This window comes from Leucobacter luti (genome assembly GCF_004217175.1).
GTDB lineage: Bacteria > Actinomycetota > Actinomycetes > Actinomycetales > Microbacteriaceae > Leucobacter > Leucobacter luti.
On the sequence record NZ_SHKI01000003.1, the window covers coordinates 186,697 to 205,552 of the forward strand.

Here is an 18,856-nt window from a genome sequence, read left to right on the forward strand (position 1 = left end):
CGACGAGTTCACCTACCGCGTGATCCCCGACGCCAGCGTCCCCGACGTCTACTACGACATCATCCACACCCCCACCACCCACCAGGAACCCGGCACCGTGAGCCCGGCCGCGGTGCTCGCCGCCACCCCCTGGGAAACCACCGGCGCGATCGACCAGGACGGCGCACCCGTCGCCCTCGACCACCCCGCGGTCGCAAACTTCGTCGGCTGGGCCTACTACAACCCCACCGGCACCTTCACGATGTACAACCTCGACGACACCCCCAAGATGCAGGGCGACTGGGAAGTCGCCGCCGACGGCTCCACCCGCACCATCACCGCCCGCGACGCCGACGGCGCCCCGCTCTTCACCCGCGTGGTCCCCATCACCGTGCTCACCGCCGACGAGTTCACCTACCGCGTGATCCCCGACGCCAGCGTCCCCGACGTCTACTACGACATCATCCACACCCCCACCACCCACCAGGAACCCGGCACGGGGCTGCCCGGTGAGGGTGGCGAGGACGGTGAGAACCCGGGCGACGGTGCAGGAACACCCGGGACCCCCGGAACGGAGACACCGGGGACGGAGACCCCCGGCGGGGGCGAGGGCCAGGGCACCGAGACGCCCGGGAATGCGGGCGGTGCCGGCGCCGGGCAGACCCCCGACTCCCCCGCGACCGAATCCGCGACCACGGGGCAGAACGGCGCAAGCCCCAAGAATGAGGCTCTCGCCGTCACCGGCGGCTCCGCCCCGGTCGCGGGCGGGATCGCTGCCGCACTCACGGCGCTGAGCGGCGGTGCACTCCTCGCGCTGCGCAAGCTCCGCCGCAGCGCGTAGCCCGACCCGTCCCGGTCGCGCCGCAGGGGGCGCACGGCCGGGACGGGTCGCACGGGAACGGCGCTCAGTTCGAGGAAGCGCCGTTCCCCCGGGCCCCGTGTGCACTGCGCCACCACAGCGCCCGCGACTCCCGGTAGCCTAGATCGGTGCCCCGTCCTCCGCTCTCCCCAGAACAGCTCGCCGTCTACGAGCGGATCGAGCACACGCGCGAGCACATATTCGTGACGGGCCGGGCCGGCACCGGGAAGTCGACGATCCTCAACCACCTCGCGTGGAACACCAGCAAGATCATTGCCGTCTGCGCCCCCACCGGGGTCGCAGCCCTCAACGTCGGCGGGCAGACGATCCACTCGCTGCTGCGGCTCCCCACCGGCGTGATCGCCGACCAGGAACTCGATCAGCCGGCAGAGCTCAAGAAAATGCTTGCCTCGATCGACACGCTCGTCATCGATGAGATCTCGATGGTCTCCGCAGACCTCATGGACGCGATCGACCGCTCACTGCGGCTCGCGCGCGGCAAGAAGCACGACCCGTTCGGCGGCGCGCAGATCATCATGTTCGGCGACCCGTACCAGCTACCACCGGTACCGCCCCGCGACCCGCACGAGCGCGCCTACTTCGCCGATACCTACCGCTCACTGTGGTTCTTCGACGCGAACGTGTGGTCGGCCACCGAGCTCTCGACCGTCGAGCTCGTCGAGGTGCACCGGCAGCGCGACGACCGATTCAAGCAAATCCTCGGCGCCGTGCGACACGGCGTGGTGCAGGCCGACCAGGCGGAGGAGCTCAACGCCGCCGGCAACCGCCCGGCCCCGCGCGACGTGATTACGCTCGCAACCACCAACGCCACCGTCAACCGCCTCAACGCCGAACGCCTCGCAGAGCTCGGCGGCACCGCCGTGCGGGCCGTGGCCGAGATTAACGGCGAGTTTCGCGAAAACACGTACCCCGCCGACGAGGTGCTCGAACTCAAGCCGGGCGCGCAGGTGATGTTCCTCCGCAACGACGCCGACGGACGCTGGGTCAACGGCACCATCGGCACGGTCTCGCGCGTTGACGGCACCGTGTGGGTAGCCGTCGACGACGAGGAATTCGAGGTCGAGCCAACGGTGTGGGAGCGCTACCGCTACCGCTACGACGCCGAGACGAAGAAGCTCGAGAAGGAGGTCGTGGCCGAGTTCGAGCAGTTTCCGCTGCGCCTCGCCTGGGCGGTCACGGTGCACAAGTCGCAGGGCCACACCTACGACGCGGCAGTGATCGACCTCGGGCCGCGCGCGTTCAGCGCCGGGCAAACTTACGTGGCGCTCAGCCGAGTGCGCTCGCTCGATGGGCTCTTCCTGCGGCGGCCACTGCAGCCCCGCGACGTGATCGTCGACCCCAACGTCGTCCGCTTCATGCAGAGCCGCGAGATCCCCGACGAGGGCTGACCCGCGGGGCGCGCTCCGCGGCTGCGATCGGGAATAGCGGCGCGCGCAGCAACGCCCCGCTCGCCACGGCGCGTGCCGTGGTGAGCGGGGCGTTGCTGCGTTGGGCGTCGAGCGCTGCTGCGCCGGGCGCTGGTGCGCCTAGGCTGCGGCGGCCTTCGCGGCACCGAGGTCCACGAAGACGGCGGTGTTGAACGCGTACGCCGCGCGCACCTCGTCGAGCATGCGCGCACGCTCCGCGTCGTCGAGCCGCTCGCCCAGCGCGTCGAGCGCCGCCCGGTAGCCGGTCTTGAAGTCGGCGATCGAGCCGAGATCCGTGAAGTCGTAGAACTCGATTCCCTCCGAGGAGAGCTCGTGCTGCTTCGCGACGCGACGCGCGATCATCTGCCCGCCCGACAGGTCTCCGAGGTAGCGCGTGTAGTGGTGCGCCACGATCCCGGCGGCCCAGCCCTCATCCGCGATCTCCCGGATCCGGGCCGCGTACGCCGCGGTCGCCGGGACCGGGCTGATGCGCTCGCGCCAGTCGGCGCCCACCAGGTGCAGCAGATCCGCCTCGAGCGCCGGCATGCGCACGAGCGCAGCCGGGTGGAAATCGGCGAAGGCCGGATCCGCGCTGAGCTGCGTCGCCGCGGCCTCAAGCGCCTCGTACATGAAGAAGTGCTGCGCGACCAGGTCAATGTAGTCCTGCTTCGTGCCGATCCCGCGCATGATGTCTTCCATGAAGGTGGCACCCTCGCTGTCGGAGTGATCCGACCAGGAGCTTTCGCGAATCACGCTCGAAAACGGCTGCGGCCCCTCGTGCTCCTCGGCGGGCGCACCGTGACGGCCGCCCGCGTGGGGGTGTGCGTCGCCGTGGCCGTGACCGCCGTGGCCGTGGCCTCCGTGAGCCTGCGCGCCGGCCGCAGCGCCGCCGTGCTCGTGCCCGGCGTTCTCCGCGGCCGGGGCGTGCTCGTCGCGCGGCGAGATTCCCAGCTTGTCGCAGGCGACCTTGTACAGTTCGACAACCTGGCGCCGGATCTCCGGGCGCTCAGAAATCGCGCCGCCCGGCCACGCCACGGAGAGCTGGTGCTCACCCGCAGCGTCGGTCACGGCCCACTCGCCGCCGTCGCCAGACACACCGACCATGCGGCTCTGCGTCGCGTCGGGATACCCGAAGGCCCGCGCGATCAGGAGATTGTCATCCGTATGGTCACCGTTCATGTGTCCGGTCACGGCCGCCACCACGTCATCTGTAAAGATCGTCACGCGTCCAGTCTAGTAAGGACAACCTCAGTCTGCGTCCCTGAGTGCCCAGGCCGGGCACACGCAGTAGACTCTGCACTTGTTCTGTGTCCAGCAACTCCCGCATAGATTGGCGGTCGAATTTGATCCCGAAACGTGCTCACCGCGCCCGCCTCGCGGTCGTCAGCCTCGTCGCGGTCGCGACGCTCGGCCTGACCGCGTGCTCTGGCAACGGGCCACTCTCCTCGTCCGGCGACATCAACACGATCGACGGGGGCCTGGCAACGAGCATCGACGGCGCCGTTGAGAATGCGCTGGCGCTCAGCGGATCCACCGAGGCGGTCGTTGGCGTCTGGGACACGAGCGGCAACGCGTACGTGCGCGGCTACGGCTCCGACGAGGTCGACGGGTCAAGCCGGATCCGCGGCGCCCAGGCAACGCAGCCCGTCATGTGCGCGCTCCTCCTCGACCTCGTCGACGAGGGCAAGATCGACCTCGACCGCGAGATCTCCGAGGATCTCACGCGGCAGTCGGGCGTGGAGGGGGTCACGTACCGCCAGCTGTGCGACATGCGCTCGGGGATCGCCGACTTCAAGGCACCGTTCGGGAGCCTCTTCGCGAACAACCCCACCCGCCCCTGGCCCGAGCAGGAGCTCATCGCCCAGGGCCTTGCGCACTCGCCGCTTGCCTGGCCCGGCCTCGACTTCAACCAGTCGGACACCAACGTTCTTCTGCTCTCGCGCGTCCTCAAGGTCGAGACCGGTGAGGAACTCTCGGACCTGCTCGCCACGCACGTCTACGACAAGGCCGAGATGGGCTCCACCTACTACCCGGCGATGAGCAGCACCACCGTGGTGGGCTCCACCATGACCGGGCTCACGTACCCCCGGCAGGGCGGCAAAGCCGTGTGCGATGCCGGACCGGTCGAGGTGCCCGAGGTATCGCCCACGATGCTGGGCGGTGCGGGCGCGACGGTGACCACCGTCTCGGACCTCAAGTCGTTCTACGAGAACTACCTCGACGGCACCTTCGGCGGCGAGGCAGCCGGCGTGGTCACCGAGCTCCAGCCCACGAAGAACCCGGCTCGCGACGAGGACGGCACCCCCACGGAGGAGCCCGACACGTCGGGCCGCCAGTGGGCCTTCGGCATGGAGAAGGTTGGGCCACTGTACGGCCGCTCCGGCGCGATCACGGGCACACTCACCGCCGCGTACCACGATCCCGACTCCGGCTACTCGGTCGTCGTTGCGCTCAACAACTCCGCGGCGGGCGCAAACTTCGTCAAGGCGCTCGCGCAGCAGATCGCTGCGCTCTCCGGGACGGCGGGTGCAGCACCCGAGATGCCCTGGACCGTCGACGATCGCGCGGCGAAGCTCGCCGAGGGCGCGGTCTGCCAGTAGACGGCGGCCGCCGCCGGGCTCGGTGCTCGGCGGCGGCTCGATCTGCTAGTGTGTATTCGTTGCGATAATCCGAGATTACGCTTCGGGGATGTAGTTCAATGGTAGAACTTCTGCTTCCCAAGCAGACAGCGCGAGTTCGATTCTCGTCATCCCCTCTGATCGGGCCTTTTCCTCCACGAGAAGGCCCGATCTTCTTTTGCAGGGCCGCGCGGTGGCCCGCGCCTAGCGTCGGGCACCGCCACCCGTGGTGCGCCGCGCGGTGGCCCGCGCCTAGCGTCGGGCACCGCCACCCGTGGCGCGCCGCACGCCATCAGCCGCCGGGTGTAGCCAAATGCCCCCTTCGGGTCTGACGAAGGGGGCATTTGGCTACACTCGCCTGGCCCAGGCGGGGCGGGGCGGGGCGGGGCCCGCGCGCTACGCCTTGGGGATGGGCGGGCCCAGCCACAGGAGGACCGTGAACACCACGGTCACGCCCGCGGCGAGCACCACGAGTGCGAGGATCGGGTGCCGCAGCACCCAGGCCTGCACGTGCTCGATGAAACCGCGCGGCTCGTCGCGGCCGGGCGCCAAGCGCCACTCGCCGCGCAGCAGCCCGCGCCGGTCGATCGCGAGCTCGAACGGGAGCGTCGCGAACGGGACCACCGCGGAGACGAGGCCGAGGATCCCGACCCCGGCGCGCCAGCGCTGGTTCACCCAGACGAACACGGTCACGACGCCGTACGAGAGGAACACGAAGCCGTGCAGTCCGCCCGCCGGGCTGACCAGTGCGTCGGCGACCCCGGTCCCGCGCAGGATGAGCGCGGTGATCAGCCCCGCCCAGGTTACGAGTTCAGCGAATGCGAAGATACGAAACAGGGTGCGTGGCGCCATGACTGCAACCGTATCGACCCTGGCTGGGCCGATCCCCGGGACGCGCCAGGCAGCGTACGTTATAGGCTCCGAAACCGCGGCACGGGCTAGCGCAGCGCGCCCTCGTGGTACAGCAGGCGCTCCTTCACCTCCACGCCGAACAGGTACCCGCCGAGCCCGCCGTCCGTGCGCACGATCCGGTGGCAGGGCACGATCAACGCCACGAGATTGTTGGCGCACCCGGAAGCAGCGGCGCGCACGGCGCTCGGCCGACCGGCCCGGCCGGCAAGCTCCGTGTAGGTGACGGCCTCGCCCGCGCGCACCCCGCGCAGCGCGCGCCACACCTCCCCGCGGAACGGCGTCTCTCGCTGCGCAACCGGGATCACGTCGATGGCCGAAGTGTCGCCCTCGGCGTACGCACGCAGCGCATCCACGACGGCACCCCCCTCGGCGGGAGCGGGGGCGAGCCCGCGTGCGGCGAGCCCGGGGTCGCTCTGCGCGAACCGCTCAATGAGCCGCTCGGCGCCGGGGTCCGCAGCGGTCGCGAAGCCCGCGGCCCGCACCGCCCCGTCCTCCGGGGTCCAGATCGCGTGAAACGGGTGTCCGACGATATCGACGACGGCGTGGGCGAGCGGGGCGCCCGAGCGTGAGTGGGTCATGGGGTGTCCTTTCGTGTGGCTTCCGCGAGGAAGTCGGCCCAGAGGTGTTGTGTGGCGTAGCCCCGGAACGGGCGCCAGGGTGCAGCGAGGAGTTCGGCGTCGCGCGGCTTCGCCACGCCGAGGGCACGGCGCAGGATCAGGTCGCCCGCCGGGTAGGCGTCGGGGTCCCCGAGCGCGCGCATGGCGACGAGCTCCACGGTCCAGGGGCCGATCCCGCGAATCGCGGCGAGCTCCGCGCGGGCACGCGCTCGGTCGGCCCCAGTTCCGAGATCGAGCCCGGCGGCGAGCTCCGTGGCGAGCGCGCGCACGGTCTCAGCGCGCGCACCAGTGATTCGCAGCGTCGCCTGCAGCTCTGCCGCGGAGTGCCCGGCGATCTGCGCCACGTCGACGCGGTGGAAGAACTCGGGGGACGCGCCGCCGCGGCCCGGCGTCGCACCGGCGAACGCGGCCGCGAGGCGCCCCTGCAGGGTGCGGGCGGCGGCGAGCGAGACCTGCTGGCCAAGGACCGTCGCGAGCGCAAACTCGTGCGGATCCCGCGCGGCGGGCAGGCGGAGGCCGGGCCGGGCGGCGAGGAGGCCGGCGAGCCGCGGATCCGCACCGAGCGCGTCGGCGACTTGCCCGGGGTCGGCGTCGAGGTCGAGCATGCGCCGCACGGTCTGGATCGCCGGCATCGCGTCGGACAGGCTGGGGAGCGTGAGCACGACCGGGATACCGACGGTCTGCTGCCCGGCCTGCGCTGCGACCGGCGGCACGTCGTCCCACGACACGAGCACCACTGCGGTGCCGCCCGGGACGTCCACGGCGTGCGCGGTGCTCCCCGCATCGCCGTCCGCGGCCGCGGTCGCGGCGCCGATCCGGTCCCGGCCGGGAATCGCGTGGGCTGCGAGGAACGCCCGAGTCGCGGCGGCGTCGAACGGGGCCCGCGTGCGGAGCCGGAGCGCGATGCGCGGGCGCTCGTCCGAGACGGGCGCGGCGGGGTCTATGTGACGCGCGGAGCCGCCGCGGCGGGGGATCGCGGAGGGCGCCATCCCGAACTCCTCGCGCATCGTGTCGCCGAACTGGCGCACGCTGCCGAAGCCGGCCGCGAAGGCCACGTCGCTCAGGCCGAGCTCCGTCTCCTCGATGAGCGCCCGAGCGGCGTGCGCGCGCCGGGTGCGCGCGAGCTGCAGCGGGCTCGCACCCACCGCTTCGATAAGGAAGCGCCGCAGGTGTCGCTCACTCACCGCGAGCTCATCGGCGAGGCCGCTCACCCCGATCGTGTCGACGGCCCCGTCGCGGATGCGCCGCACGGCGCGCGCAACGATGTCGCCACGCGCGTCCCAGTCGCGGGTGCCGGGCACCGCGTCGGGCCGGCAGCGCTTGCACGCGCGAAACCCGGCGGCCACGCACGCCGCGGCACTCCCGAAGAACCGGCAGTTTTCCGGCTTCGGCTTGCGCGCCGGGCAGGAGGGCCGACAGTAGATCCCGGTGCTTGTCACGCCCAGGTAGATCCGGCCGTCCCAGCGCGCGTCGCGTCCGGACGCCGCGCGGTAGCAGGCATCGAAGTCGGGCAGCGGGGCGGATTCGGTGAGTGGCACGTGACCATTCTCGCGCGGGGAGCGCGGCCGCGCGCGCGGAAATCGGACATGGCGGTGGGACGCCGCTGGGGCGCCGGTCGCTCGGCACCCGCTGGCTCGCGTACGCTCGAAGCCATGACTGACGTGTCCGGGCGCACCGCCCTGCTCCGCGCAACCGTTGTGGTGGTCGCCGGCGGCGGGCTCCGGGCGCTCACCTATCGCGCCGTCGCCGCCGAAGCCGGAGTCTCGCACGGGCTCGTGCGGCACCACTTCGGTACGCGGGATCAGCTCGTCGCCGAAGCGATGGAGTACGCGATCCACGCGAGCCTGCGCGACTCGAACATGCTGAAGGACGCGCTCACGCCGGAGGAGTTCGCCGGCGGCATCGAGTCGCTCGCGGATCGCGAGGCGAGCATCCAGTCGTTCCAGTACGAGCTGCTGCTCGAGTCGCGGCGCCGGCCCGAGTTGCGGCCGCTCGGCGAGCTGCATTACCGCGCGTACCGGGACGCGATCAGCCGGCAGCTCGCGCGGCTCGGCGTTGACGACGCCGACCTGACCGAACTGATCTGGTTCGCGCTCGACGGGATCGTATTCAAGCAGCTCGTGGTCCCCGAGGACGTCACACCGGCGGTGCGCCGGATCCGGCAGCTCGTCGCCGCCGCGGCCGGCTCCTAGCCCCCGCTCGCTCACCGCGCGGCCGGGACACCCGCCCGGCCGCGAGCGCACCTGCGCGCCCGCCCCGCCGTCCGCGAGCGCACCTGCGTCCGCGCGCAGGCCTCGGCCAGAACCTCGCACGCGCTTGACTATCCAAATGGATAGTTTTAGGCTTGCGCTATTCGCGGGCGCCACTGCCGGTTCCCGCGCCCGGGCGCAGCCGCCCGGGACGCAGAACGAGAGAGACACACTGACGTGACCGACACCAAGATCGACTTCCTCTACCTCAGCGAGCCGGACATGATCCGCGCCGGCGTGACCGACATGGCCGCGTGCGTCGACACCATGTCCGAGTTGCTCGGCCTCTTCGCGGCGGGCGACTACCGGATGGCCGGCACCGAAAACAACTCGCACGGCGCCCAGATCTACTTCCCCGAGACCGAGGAGTTTCCGGGCATGCCCGTCGACGGGCCGGATCGCCGCTTCATGGCGATGCCCGCCTACCTCGGCGGCGACTACCAGGTGGCCGGCTGCAAGTGGTACGGCTCGAACGTGGAGAACAAGCAGCGCGGGCTGCCGCGCTCGATCTTGATGTTCACGCTCAGCGACAAGGACACCGGCGCCCCGCTCGCGATCATGTCGGCGAACCTGCTGAGCGCGTACCGCACGGGAGCGATCCCGGGCGTGGGCGCGCGCTTCCTCGCCCGCGAGGACGCGCGGGTCGTGGGCATCGTGGGCCCCGGCCCAATGAACCGGACCTCGCTCGAATCGTTCATGGCGGTGCGACCCGGCATCGACACGGTGAAGGTTGCGGGGCGCGGCCAGGCCGGCGTCGACGCGTACATCGCCTGGGCGAAAGAGCGTTTTCCGCAGATCACCACGATCGAGCAGGTCGCGGATCTCGAGGCGGCTACCCGCGACTCGGACATCGTCAGCGTCGCCGTGCCGAGCCCGTCCGGGTCGGAGCACTACCCGCACATCGCGGACGAGTGGGTGAAGCCCGGCGCGTTCATCTGCTGCTCAGCGCACCTCAGCCTCGACGAGTCACTGATCCAGCGCTCCCGCCATGTGGCCGACGCGCGCAAGATCTACCAGGCCTGGGCCGAGGAGCTGCCGGCTCCCGCACACGAGACCGTCGGCATCTGGGGCATGCACCTGGTTGACCGCGTGCGTGACGGCCGCATGACTCCGGCGCAGTTCGAAGACATCGGCGAGATCATCCAGGCGAAGACCCCCGGCCGGCAGCACGAGGACGAGGTATTCATTTACTCGGTCGGCGGCATGCCGGTCGAGGACGTCGCGTGGGCGACACAGGTGTACCGCAACGCGGTGCGCGAGGGGATCGGCCAGAAGCTGAATCTGTGGGACGCCCCGGCGATGGCCTGATTGCCGCCCCACACACCGACAGAGCACGCGAGAGAGTAGACACACATGGAACTGCAACACACCGACGTCGTCGTGATCGGAGCGGGGGCCGTTGGCTCAATGGCGCTCTGGCAGCTGAGCAAGCGCGAGGGCCTCGCGGTCGTGGGGATCGAGCAGTACGGCCGAGTGCACTCGCACGGCTCGTACGCAGGAGAGTCGCGAGTGTTTCGCACCGCCGTGCACGAGGGCGGCACCTACGTGCCGATGATTCAGCGCTCGCGGGAGCTGTGGCGCGAACTGGAGCGGGAGTCCGGCCGCGACATCTACTACGAGGTGGGGGCGCTCAGCATCGCGCCCGAGGGCTTCCCGGATCTGCTCACCGCGCAGGGCACCGTGCGCGAGTTCGATCTCGAGCACCGCATGCTCAGCACTGAGGAGCTGCGCGCCGAGTTCCCGCAGCACCGCGTCCAGGACGGCGACGTCGGCCTGCTTGACGCGCGCGGCGGCGGACTGCGCCCCGAGGTCGCGATCATGAGCGCGCTCGACATCGCCGAGCGCAATGGCGCGGAACTGCACTTCAACACCCCCGTGATCGACATCGAAGAGCGGCCCAACGGGGTCGTCGTGCGCACCACGCAGGGCGCCTGGCTCGCGCGCACCGTGGTCGTCGCCTCCGGATCCTGGTCCACCCGGCTCTCCCCCGAGCTCGACGAGCTGCTGCGCCTGCAGGTGCTCGGCCTCACCTGGTTCATGCCGAAGGATCCGACCCTGTTCGTACCGGAGCGGTTCCCCGCGTTCCTCCGCGACGCCGGATCCGTGCACTTCTTCGGCGCCCCGAGCTTCGACGGGTACGCGTTCAAGGCGTGCACGAACCCGGAGTGGCCGGTCTTCCGCGACGTCGCCGAGGTGCCCACCCACCACACGCGCGAGGAACTCATCAAGATTGGGCAGCGCGCCGCCGAGCTGTTCGAGGGCATCAACCCCGAGCCGGTGCGCGAGAGCGTGCACCACTGCGCCTACACTCCCGATCGCCTACCCGTGGTCGATCTGAACGCGAGCGGGCGCATCGTGACGGTGGCGGGCATGTCCGGGCACGGCTTCAAGTTCGCCCCGAAGATCGGCGAGTGGGCCGCGCAGCTTGTCACTGACGAGGACGCCGGCGTTGACCCGCGATTCGCGCTTCCCGCACACATGGCGCGACTCGCCCTGACCGGACCGTACACGGGCGGCGGACACTAGGGGGCCGCGGGGCGCCGCGCGCGCCCCCGCTCCGTCCCGACCCTCCGCACCCGCGTGCGCGCCTGTTCGGTTACCCCTCGCGCCATTAGTTCTACTTCATGTAGAGTTAATGCCACATGGACCACGTGAGGGGACCGCACATGCAACACACTGTCAGGGTCGAGGGACTCACGAAGAAGTACGGGACGGTGCGCGCCGTGAGCGCGCTGAGCTTCACCGCGGAGCCGGGGCGCGTTACCGGTTTTCTCGGACCGAACGGGTCTGGAAAGACCACCACGCTCGCGATGGTCCTCGGGCTCGCGAGGCCCGACAGCGGCTCCGCCACGATCGGCGGGGTCCCCTACACGGCGCTCGAACGCCCAGCCCTCACCGTTGGCGCCTCGCTCTCCGCCGATTTTCACCCGGCACACACCGGGCGCGCGCACCTCGACATCGCCCGGCGCGCCATCGGCGTGCCCGCAGCGCGGGTCGACGAAATCTTTGAGCTCGTCGGGCTGAGCGACGCTGCCGACCGCAAGACCGGCGGCTACTCGCTCGGAATGCGGCAGCGCCTCGCGCTCGGCACCGCGCTCCTCGGCGACCCCGACGTGGTGCTCCTCGACGAGCCGATCAACGGCCTCGACCCCGAGGGAATCCGCTGGATCCGCGTGCTCCTTCGCCACCTCGCCAGCACCGGCAAGACCGTGCTCCTCTCTTCGCACCTCCTGAGCGAGGTGCAGCAGACAGTAGACGACGTGGTCGTGATCCGCCGCGGCGAGCTCGCATTCGCCGGCCCGCTCGCGGAGCTGCAGCGCGGCACTGGCGAGCACACCGTACTCGTGTCCGCACCCGATCAGCCCGGGCTCGCGGCCGCACTCGAGGCGGCGCAGGCGACGGTGCACGGGCAGCACAGTGGCGCCCTGCGCGTCACCGGGGCCGATCCGGCAGCGGTGGGCAGGATCGCGCTTGCCGCGGGGATCCCGCTCACCCACCTCAGCGTCGAGACCGGCGAACTGGAGCAGAGCTTCCTCGACCTCATCGACGGCACCGGCCAGCACTCGTCGGCCGCGCAGGCCGCAGCCCAGACGCAGCACGCACCGACTGGGGGCCCAGCGCCAGATCCGACCGCAGCTCCGAGCGAAGGGGATCACGCATGAGCCGCCTCACCCGCAGTCTGTCCGCCGAGTGGCGGAAGGTCCGCTCGACAAAACTCTGGTGGGTGCTCGGCATCGTGCTCGCCGGCTACTCGGCGATGATGGCCGCGGTCTTCGCGTTCATGTTCGGATCGCTCGCGTCCGAGATGGGCGGGGTCGCACTGCCAGACCAGGACGCCGCAAACCTGGTGTACTCGTCGGTATCCACGTTCGGCTACGTGATCCCGCTGCTATTCGGCGCGCTCATGGCGACCGGGGAGCTGCGGCACCGCACCCTCGGCCTGGCCTTCACCATCGAGCCGCGGCGCGGGATCGTGCTCCTCAGCAAGGTGCTCGTACTGATCGGAGTGGGGATCCTGTTCGGCGTCTTCGGAGTGGTCGGCGCGGCAGGCGCCGGCGGCGCGATCCTGAGCACCACCGGCGGCGATCCGATGCTCGGCACCGCGGACACCTGGGCACTGATTGCTCGCATCATCGCGGCGATCGGGATCTGGGCGGCGATCGGCTTCGGTGTGGGCGTGCTCGTACGCAACCAGGCCTTTGCAATCGTGCTCACCCTCGTGTTCACCCAGTTCATCGAACCGGTCGCGCGACTCGGTGCGAGCTTCTGGGACTGGAGCGCGCAGCTCGCCAAGTTCCTCCCGGGGGCCGCGAGCGACGCCTTCGTGGGGGCAAGCGTGATGAACAGCATGTCCGAGGTGGACCCCACGCTGCCGGACTCGGCGCAGCCGCTCGGCATCTGGGGCGGGCTCGCGGTACTCGCCGCCTACGCGGTGGTCGCGGTGGTCGTCGGCTGGGTTACCAGGTGGCGCCGCGACGTGGCGTAGCCGAACCGTCACGGGGCACCGGGTGCCGGACGCCGGGTGTGCCGGGTGCGCGCACGCCCCGCGGGGCGTGCGGGCTAGGAGGCGCGCGGCACGAGCGGTGAGTGCTGCTGCACCCAGCTGTACATCGCGACCGCCGCGGCAGCCGATGCGTTGATCGACCGCGTCGAGCCGTACTGCGTGATCTCGACCACGGCGGCAGCGGCGGCGATCGCCTCGGCGGTGAGCCCGGGCCCCTCCTGGCCGAACAGCATGACGCAGCGCTCCGGCCAGTCGAACGTCTCCATCGGCACGCAGCCGGGAACGTTGTCGATCGCGATCACCGGAATGCCCTCGGCCGCGGCCCACGCGACGAGCGCCGCGACATCCTCGCGGTGCTCGACGTGCTGGTAGCGGTCGGTCACCATCGCGCCTCGCTTGTTCCAGCGGCGGCGCCCCACGATGTGCACGGTGTCGGCGGCGAACGCGTTCGCGCTGCGCACGATCGAACCGATGTTCATGTCGTGCTGCCAGTTCTCGATCGCGACGTGGAAGGGGTGCCGGTGCTCGTCGAGATCCGCCACGATCGCCGGCATATTCCAGTAGCGGTAGCGGTCGACCACGTTGCGGCTGTCGCCGTGTTCGAGCAGCTCCGGATCGTACCGCTCGTCCTCTGGCCAGGCAGCGCGCCCGCCGGGCCAGGGGCCCACCCCCGCCGTGGTGCGCTCCGGGTGCGGCGAGGCCGCCCCGTCCGGGGTGGTCACGGGGGTGTCTCGGCTCTCAGTCACTCCCCCATTCTCCCAGCACGCGCGGCCGCCGGCGCGCACGGGCACAGGCACGGGCACGGGCCGCGGGCACGGGCCGCGGGATACCCCCACAGGATCGCCCCGGGGGAACAGCCAACCGGGATCCGCCACAGCCGCGGCGCGCGTCATATGCTGAAGCGATGACCGCCGCACAGCCGCGCATCGTGATCGCGCCAGACTCACTCAAGGGAAGCTGCACCGCTCCCGCCGCAGCCGCGGCACTCGCCAGTGGCGCCAGGGCGGCGCTCGGCAATCGCGGCTCGGTCCGCGAAATCCCGCTCGCGGACGGGGGCGAGGGGACGCTCGACGCGCTGACCGCCGCGTGGGGTGGCGCGATCATCGAGGTGCGCACCGCCGACGCGCGGGGCAGGGCGCGCACCGGGCGCATCGGGCTCAGCGCCGACGGGCGCACCGCGATCATCGAGGCGGCCGAGGCGAACGGCCTGCCACTCGTGTCAGACCTCCCGCTCCGCGCACTCGACGCCGACTCGGGCGGGGTGGGGCACCTCGTGCGCGCGGCGGTGACCGCCGGAGCCTCCGAGCTGCTCCTCTGCTTGGGCGGCTCCGCCACCAGCGACGGCGGCGCAGGCATGCTGCGCGAGCTCGGCGCGCGACTCCTCCGCGCCGACGGACGCCCGGTGTCCCCTGGCGCGCGCGGGCTGTCAGAGATCGCGCAGGTCGACCTCTCGGCGGTGCCGGCCGCGATAGCGGCGGCGCGCTGGCGGATCGCCGCGGACGTGGACAACCCCCTCGTGGGACCGCGCGGGGCCGCCGCCGTGTTCGGGCCCCAGAAGGGGGCCAGCAGCGCCGAGATCATCGAGATCGACACCGGGCTGCGCCGCCTCGCGGAGGTGCTCGGCGCGGTGGCGCACACTGATCGCCCGGGGCTTGGCGCCGCCGGCGGCCTCGCGCTCGTGCCGGCCGCGCTCTGGGGCGCGGAACTCGTGCCCGGGGCCGAGCTCGTGGCGACCGCGGCCGGGCTCGATGCGGCGCTCGCCGGAGCAGACCTGGTCATCACTGCCGAGGGGCGGCTCGACCAGCAGTCGCTCGACGGCAAGGTGGTGTCCCGGGTCGTTGCCGGGGCCGCCGCGGCCGAACGCGAAGGGCCCGCGGGGACCGAGCGGCGCGCGCCGCTCGTCGTGGTGATCGCGGGGTCGGTTGCCCTGAGTCACGCCGAGTGCCGCGCCGCGGGAATCACCGCCGCGTTCTCGATCGCGCCGGGACCGGCGGCGCTCGACGAGCTACAGGCGGACGCGCCCCGGCTCCTCGCCGAGGCCGCGGCGCAGGCCTGCGCGCTCGCGTTTCCCGCGCACTGAGCCCCCGCGGCCCCGGGAGTGGGGAGCCCCGGGACCGGACCCGTCCGCCTACGCCGAGGCGGCGGCGAGGCGGTCGAGCTCTGCCTGGCTGAGCTCGAGGGAGAGCGCCGCGAGCAGCGCCGGGAGCTGCTCAGTCGAGCGCGCACTCGCGATCGGCGCACCGACGGTTGGCTGCTGACGCAGCCACGCGAGCGACACCGACGCCAGCTCGGCGCCGTGCGCTGCCGCGACCTCGTCGAGCGCTCCGAGCACCGCGCGGCCACGGTCGTCGAGGTAGGCAATGGCGCCCTCGGCGCGCGCGCTCGCACCCGGCGCGGTGGCGTCCGCGGCCTCGCGGTACTTGCCCGCGAGGAATCCCTTCGCGAGCGAGAAGTACGGGAACACCGACAGCGCTTCGCTCTCGGCTACCGCGCGCAGTCCGTTCGTCTCGAACTCACGCTCCACCAGGTTGTAGTGGGGCTGCAGCGCGACCGGCAGGTGGTAGCCGCCGTCGCGGGCGATCCGGAACCACTCCGCCACCCGCTCAGCCGTGTAGTTCGACACACCGATCGCGCGGACCTTGCCCGCGTCCACAAGCTCGGAGAACGCGGCGACGGTCTCCTCAAGCGGAGTCTCCGCGTCGTCAAAGTGTGCGTAGTAGAGGTCGATCCGGTCGGTGCCGAGGCGCGCGAGGGACGCGTCCGCGGCCGCACGCACGTTCGCTGCGGCGAGGCCGGCGAACTCCGGGTGCGTCGACACCTTCGTCGCGAGCACCACCCGGTCGCGCGTGCCGCGCGCGGCAAGCCACTCACCGATGATCGTCTCAGACTCGCCGCCGGTGTGGCCGGGCACCCAGTGCGAGTAGCCATCGGCGGTATCGACGAAGTCGCCCCCGCCCGCGACAAACGCGTCGAGCACCTCAAACGACGCGGCGCGATCCGCCGTCCAGCCGAAGACGTTGCCGCCCAGCGCGAGCGGGGCAATATCAATGGCCGAGGTTCCAATACGGGTGCGGGCAATCTGAGTCACAGAGCGCTCCTTCGCGGGTCGAGTCAGGTGGGTACGTTCGATCGTATCGCTGCCCCAAACACGGCGGCAGGGCGTTGCATTCCCCGCTGTCATGCTGGGAAACTTAAACTCCTGAACCACCTGGGAGGGCGCATGTCAGCGAAGCAACCGGCAATGTCCCCGTCTGACGCGCCGATCGAGCCGGTGCTAGACCGCGCCACCGGGCCGCGCCGCGCCGAGGCGGACGAGCTGCTCGCACTCTTCGGCGAGCTCAGCGGGGAACGACCCGTGGTCTGGGCTGGTCGGATTCTCGGATTTGGCGAGTACGAGTACCGCTACGACAGCGGGCACGGCGGGCGCGCCCCGCTCCTCGCGTTCGCGCCGGGACCCAAGCAGCACACCATCTACCTCGTTGACGGCTTTGCCGAGCGCTGGCCCGACCTCGTTGACCGGCTGGGCCCGCACCGCGCGTCGAAGGCGTGCCTCTACCTCACCCGGCTGAGCGCGGTCGACCGCGATGTGTTGCGCCTCCTCCTCGAGCGCTCGCTCGCCGAGACGCTCGACACCGCGGCGTAGCGGCTGCGGCTACTGCTGCTGCTGCTGCTGCGACGCAGCGGTCGCAGACGCGAACATCACCCGCACGATCCCCCGCGCATCCTCACCGACCACGCATGACTTTTGTGACGATATCGCTGTGAAATCGCTCTTACAGGGCTAATCTTAAGTCGATTCAGATCGCTGACTCACATTCATCACAGGGGGATCCTCATGACCGACACCACGACTCCGAGTACCGGCGCCCGGCTCGCAGCCGAGTTTGCTGGCACCTTCATTCTCGTCTTCGGCTCGATCGGCACCGCACTGTTCGCCGCGACCTTCCCGGGCTCGCCCGAGAACCCGGTGAACGTCGGCTTCCTCGGCGTCGCGCTCGCGTTCGGCCTCACCGTGCTGGTGGGCGCTTACGCGTTTGGCCCGATCTCCGGCGGTCACTTCAACCCCGCGGTGACGCTCGGGCTCGCCGCTGCCGGCCGCTTCGCCTGGCGCGACACCGCCGCCTACATCATCACTCAGGTCGTCGCGGGTGCCGTTGCGACCTCGCTGCTCTACGTGATCGCCACCGGCCGCGAGGGCGTGGACCTCGGCAACTTCGCGTCGAACGGCTACGGCGAGCACTCGCCCGGCGGCTTCTCGCTGGTGTCGGTGCTGCTCATCGAGACCATCCTCACCGCCGTGTTCCTGTACGTGATCATCGGGGTCACGTCGAAGCGCGCGGCCGTCGGCTTCGCACCGCTGACGATCGGCCTCACGCTCACGCTCATCCACCTGGCATCGATCCCGGTGTCGAACACCTCTGTGAACCCCGCGCGGTCGATCGCCACGGCCATTTACGGTGGCGGCGACGCGCTTGCGCAGCTGTGGGTGTTCATCGTGTTCCCCATCGTCGGCGCGCTGATCGCGGGCTTCACGTTCAAGACGCTCTTCGACGGCACCGTCCGCACCGCCAAGTAGCCGACTCGCGTCAGGCGCTCCGTCTCTGGTGAGAGCCCGTGGCCCTCGTGCGCTGTGCGCGCGGTGGGGCGGCGGGCTCTCTCGGCGTTCCGCTGCCGTGCGAGCGCGGCGCCGGGTCTCCGGTTTCGTCGCGCCACGCGGCGAGCCGCACCGGATCGTCGGTGACGATCAGGTCGATCTGCTGCGCGCCGGCGTCGCGCCAGGTGTCCGCTGTGTTGAGCGTGTAGGCGAGGGAGCCGATGCCCAGCTCGCGCAGGCGGTCGAGGAGCTCGGCTCGCTCGGCGAAGAGCTTGGGCCGCGCACCCACCGCCGAGACCCGATACTCGGCAGCCAGCGCAACCGTCTGCTCGTCCCACTCCCGGGTGAGCAGCACCCGGGCGAACTCGGGGGCGGCCTCCGCGAGCCCCGCAATGATCTCGGGCTCGAAGGATTGCAGCGCGACGCGATTCACCATGCCGGCCTCACGGAGCAGGACAGCGGTCGCCGCGAGCTGCTCCGGCGTCCAGATCCCCTTGAGCTCAACGAGGGCGCGCACGTTGGCGCCGTCAAGCTCGGCGAGGAGCTCTTCGAGGGTCGGCACCGGCTCGCCGGCAAACTCCGCCCCAAACCAGCTCCCCGCGTCGAGCTGACGCAGCTCCGCGAGCGTGAGTGCGGCGACCGGACCGGTGCCGGTGGTGGTGCGGTCGAGCGTCGGATCGTGCAACAGCACGGGCACCCCGTCAGCGGTGAGGTGCACGTCTGCCTCAATAAACTCGACGCCCTGATCAATCGCGATCCGCATCGCCGCGAGCGTGTTCTCAGGAGCGAGCGCCGCAGCGCCCCGGTGCGACACGATCCCCACGGCTTCCGTGCGCTGCAGCGCCCCGTGGAGCTGCATCGTGCTTCCCGCGACCGCGTGCGAGGTGGCGCCGGTCCCCACCACGAATGTGGTGGTGAGGAGGCCAGCAAGCAGGCTACCCCTCACCGCGCGGGCGACGCCCCTGGGGATGCTGCTGCGCATGTGGCCTCCTTGCCGCCGCGCGACACCGCGCGGTGGCTCACAGCATAGCGGACGCCGTTACCGTTTTGTGATCTTTTTTTGCACGCAAAATCACGGCCGGCCCGGCACCCCGTTG

18 protein-coding genes and 1 tRNA gene are annotated in these 18,856 nt (G+C 71.1%); 12 read left to right on the forward strand and 7 right to left on the reverse strand.

Going from position 1 to position 18,856, the window contains the following annotated elements; translation table 11 throughout:
- Window positions 1-820 (forward strand): DUF4822 domain-containing protein (locus tag EV139_RS03915; protein WP_198677442.1); only part of this gene is annotated, 820 nt, incomplete at its 5' end.
- A gap of 146 nt (window positions 821-966) precedes the next feature.
- The gene (locus tag EV139_RS03920) at window positions 967-2,247 is read left to right on the forward strand and encodes an ATP-dependent DNA helicase (protein WP_130453022.1); all 1,281 of its coding nucleotides are present in this window, start codon (window positions 967-969) and stop codon (window positions 2,245-2,247) included.
- 138 nt (window positions 2,248-2,385) lie between these two features.
- On the opposite strand, the gene EV139_RS16250 is transcribed toward EV139_RS03920, so the two are convergent.
- The gene (locus EV139_RS16250) at window positions 2,386-3,489 is read right to left on the reverse strand and encodes a biliverdin-producing heme oxygenase (RefSeq protein WP_337248750.1); all 1,104 of its coding nucleotides are present in this window, start codon (window positions 3,487-3,489) and stop codon (window positions 2,386-2,388) included.
- A gap of 119 nt (window positions 3,490-3,608) precedes the next feature.
- Here EV139_RS16250 and EV139_RS03930 point away from each other — a divergent pair, with 119 nt between their 5' ends.
- Together EV139_RS03930 and EV139_RS03935 are read left to right on the forward strand one after the other, a co-directional pair.
- On the forward strand, window positions 3,609-4,865 hold the full coding sequence (locus EV139_RS03930) for a serine hydrolase domain-containing protein (protein WP_130453023.1): 1,257 nt from the start codon (window positions 3,609-3,611) through the stop codon (window positions 4,863-4,865).
- An 84-nt stretch (window positions 4,866-4,949) separates the two neighbouring features.
- Window positions 4,950-5,020: transfer RNA gene (locus EV139_RS03935), tRNA-Gly, on the forward strand.
- 259 nt (window positions 5,021-5,279) lie between these two features.
- Here EV139_RS03935 and EV139_RS03940 read toward each other — a convergent pair.
- The 3 genes from EV139_RS03940 to EV139_RS03950 form a co-directional block, all read right to left on the reverse strand.
- Window positions 5,280-5,735, reverse strand: coding sequence for a DUF3817 domain-containing protein (locus tag EV139_RS03940; RefSeq protein WP_130453024.1), 456 nt, complete (start codon window positions 5,733-5,735; stop codon window positions 5,280-5,282).
- An 86-nt stretch (window positions 5,736-5,821) separates the two neighbouring features.
- Complete coding sequence (locus EV139_RS03945) at window positions 5,822-6,373, reverse strand: methylated-DNA--[protein]-cysteine S-methyltransferase (protein WP_130453025.1); 552 nt, start codon at window positions 6,371-6,373, stop codon at window positions 5,822-5,824.
- Complete coding sequence (locus EV139_RS03950) at window positions 6,370-7,950, reverse strand: DNA-3-methyladenine glycosylase 2 family protein (RefSeq protein ID WP_198677443.1); 1,581 nt, start codon at window positions 7,948-7,950, stop codon at window positions 6,370-6,372. Before EV139_RS03950 ends, EV139_RS03945 begins: the two co-directional genes overlap by 4 nt.
- 114 nt (window positions 7,951-8,064) lie before the next feature.
- Here EV139_RS03950 and EV139_RS03955 point away from each other — a divergent pair, with 114 nt between their 5' ends.
- From EV139_RS03955 to EV139_RS03975, 5 genes are all read left to right on the forward strand, one after another.
- Complete coding sequence (locus EV139_RS03955) at window positions 8,065-8,604, forward strand: TetR/AcrR family transcriptional regulator (protein WP_130453026.1); 540 nt, start codon at window positions 8,065-8,067, stop codon at window positions 8,602-8,604.
- Between the two features lie 234 nt (window positions 8,605-8,838).
- Entirely contained in the window at window positions 8,839-9,969 is a 1,131-nt protein-coding gene (locus EV139_RS03960) for an ornithine cyclodeaminase family protein (RefSeq protein ID WP_130453027.1), read from the forward strand.
- Between the two features lie 45 nt (window positions 9,970-10,014).
- Window positions 10,015-11,187 carry an N-methyl-L-tryptophan oxidase gene (gene solA / locus EV139_RS03965; RefSeq protein ID WP_130453028.1) on the forward strand — a complete coding sequence of 391 codons (1,173 nt, stop codon included), beginning with the start codon at window positions 10,015-10,017 and terminating at the stop codon, window positions 11,185-11,187.
- Window positions 11,188-11,327: 140 nt separating this feature from the next.
- Window positions 11,328-12,323, forward strand: a complete 996-nt coding sequence (locus EV139_RS03970; protein ID WP_130453029.1) for an ATP-binding cassette domain-containing protein — start codon at window positions 11,328-11,330, stop codon at window positions 12,321-12,323.
- Window positions 12,320-13,147: an ABC transporter permease gene (locus EV139_RS03975; protein ID WP_130453030.1), complete on the forward strand. Its 828-nt coding sequence runs from the start codon at window positions 12,320-12,322 to the stop codon at window positions 13,145-13,147. The genes EV139_RS03970 and EV139_RS03975 overlap by 4 nt, the downstream gene beginning before the upstream one ends.
- A 74-nt stretch (window positions 13,148-13,221) precedes the next feature.
- Here EV139_RS03975 and EV139_RS03980 read toward each other — a convergent pair whose 3' ends face one another.
- Window positions 13,222-13,911 carry a TrmH family RNA methyltransferase gene (locus EV139_RS03980; RefSeq protein WP_420029116.1) on the reverse strand — a complete coding sequence of 230 codons (690 nt, stop codon included), beginning with the start codon at window positions 13,909-13,911 and terminating at the stop codon, window positions 13,222-13,224.
- Window positions 13,912-14,069: 158 nt separating this feature from the next.
- On the opposite strand from EV139_RS03980, the gene EV139_RS03985 reads away from it, so the two are divergent.
- A complete protein-coding gene (locus tag EV139_RS03985) occupies window positions 14,070-15,245 on the forward strand; it encodes a glycerate kinase (RefSeq protein ID WP_130453031.1) in 1,176 nt (391 codons plus the stop codon).
- 48 nt (window positions 15,246-15,293) lie between these two features.
- On the opposite strand, the gene EV139_RS03990 is transcribed toward EV139_RS03985, so the two are convergent.
- On the reverse strand, window positions 15,294-16,253 hold the full coding sequence (locus EV139_RS03990; RefSeq protein WP_130453032.1) for an aldo/keto reductase: 960 nt from the start codon (window positions 16,251-16,253) through the stop codon (window positions 15,294-15,296).
- 132 nt (window positions 16,254-16,385) lie between these two features.
- Between EV139_RS03990 and EV139_RS03995 the strand changes: the two genes are divergently transcribed.
- Together EV139_RS03995 and aqpZ are read left to right on the forward strand one after the other, a co-directional pair.
- Complete coding sequence (locus EV139_RS03995) at window positions 16,386-16,808, forward strand: DUF1801 domain-containing protein (protein ID WP_130453033.1); 423 nt, start codon at window positions 16,386-16,388, stop codon at window positions 16,806-16,808.
- Window positions 16,809-17,000: 192 nt separating this feature from the next.
- The gene (aqpZ, locus tag EV139_RS04000; RefSeq protein ID WP_130453034.1) at window positions 17,001-17,741 is read left to right on the forward strand and encodes an aquaporin Z; all 741 of its coding nucleotides are present in this window, start codon (window positions 17,001-17,003) and stop codon (window positions 17,739-17,741) included.
- 10 nt (window positions 17,742-17,751) lie between these two features.
- On the opposite strand, the gene EV139_RS04005 is transcribed toward aqpZ, so the two are convergent.
- Window positions 17,752-18,741 (reverse strand): glycerophosphodiester phosphodiesterase, encoded by a 990-nt coding sequence (locus EV139_RS04005; protein ID WP_130453035.1) that lies wholly within the window; start codon window positions 18,739-18,741, stop codon window positions 17,752-17,754.
- Between the last annotated feature and the right edge of the window lie 115 nt (window positions 18,742-18,856).

What these genes read in the sequence shown, in the direction of transcription:
- EV139_RS03940 (WP_130453024.1), bottom strand. Translation starts at nt 5,735, where the DNA reads ATGGCGCCACGCACCCTGTTTCGTATCTTCGCATTCGCTGAACTCGTA.
- EV139_RS03945 (WP_130453025.1), bottom strand. Translation starts at nt 6,373, where the DNA reads ATGACCCACTCACGCTCGGGCGCCCCGCTCGCCCACGCCGTCGTCGAT.
- EV139_RS03955 (WP_130453026.1), top strand. Translation starts at nt 8,065, where the DNA reads ATGACTGACGTGTCCGGGCGCACCGCCCTGCTCCGCGCAACCGTTGTG.
- solA (WP_130453028.1), top strand. Translation starts at nt 10,015, where the DNA reads ATGGAACTGCAACACACCGACGTCGTCGTGATCGGAGCGGGGGCCGTT.
- EV139_RS03970 (WP_130453029.1), top strand. Translation starts at nt 11,328, where the DNA reads ATGCAACACACTGTCAGGGTCGAGGGACTCACGAAGAAGTACGGGACG.
- EV139_RS03975 (WP_130453030.1), top strand. Translation starts at nt 12,320, where the DNA reads ATGAGCCGCCTCACCCGCAGTCTGTCCGCCGAGTGGCGGAAGGTCCGC.
- EV139_RS03985 (WP_130453031.1), top strand. Translation starts at nt 14,070, where the DNA reads ATGACCGCCGCACAGCCGCGCATCGTGATCGCGCCAGACTCACTCAAG.
- EV139_RS03995 (WP_130453033.1), top strand. Translation starts at nt 16,386, where the DNA reads ATGTCAGCGAAGCAACCGGCAATGTCCCCGTCTGACGCGCCGATCGAG.
- aqpZ (WP_130453034.1), top strand. Translation starts at nt 17,001, where the DNA reads ATGACCGACACCACGACTCCGAGTACCGGCGCCCGGCTCGCAGCCGAG.
- EV139_RS04005 (WP_130453035.1), bottom strand. Translation starts at nt 18,741, where the DNA reads ATGCGCAGCAGCATCCCCAGGGGCGTCGCCCGCGCGGTGAGGGGTAGC.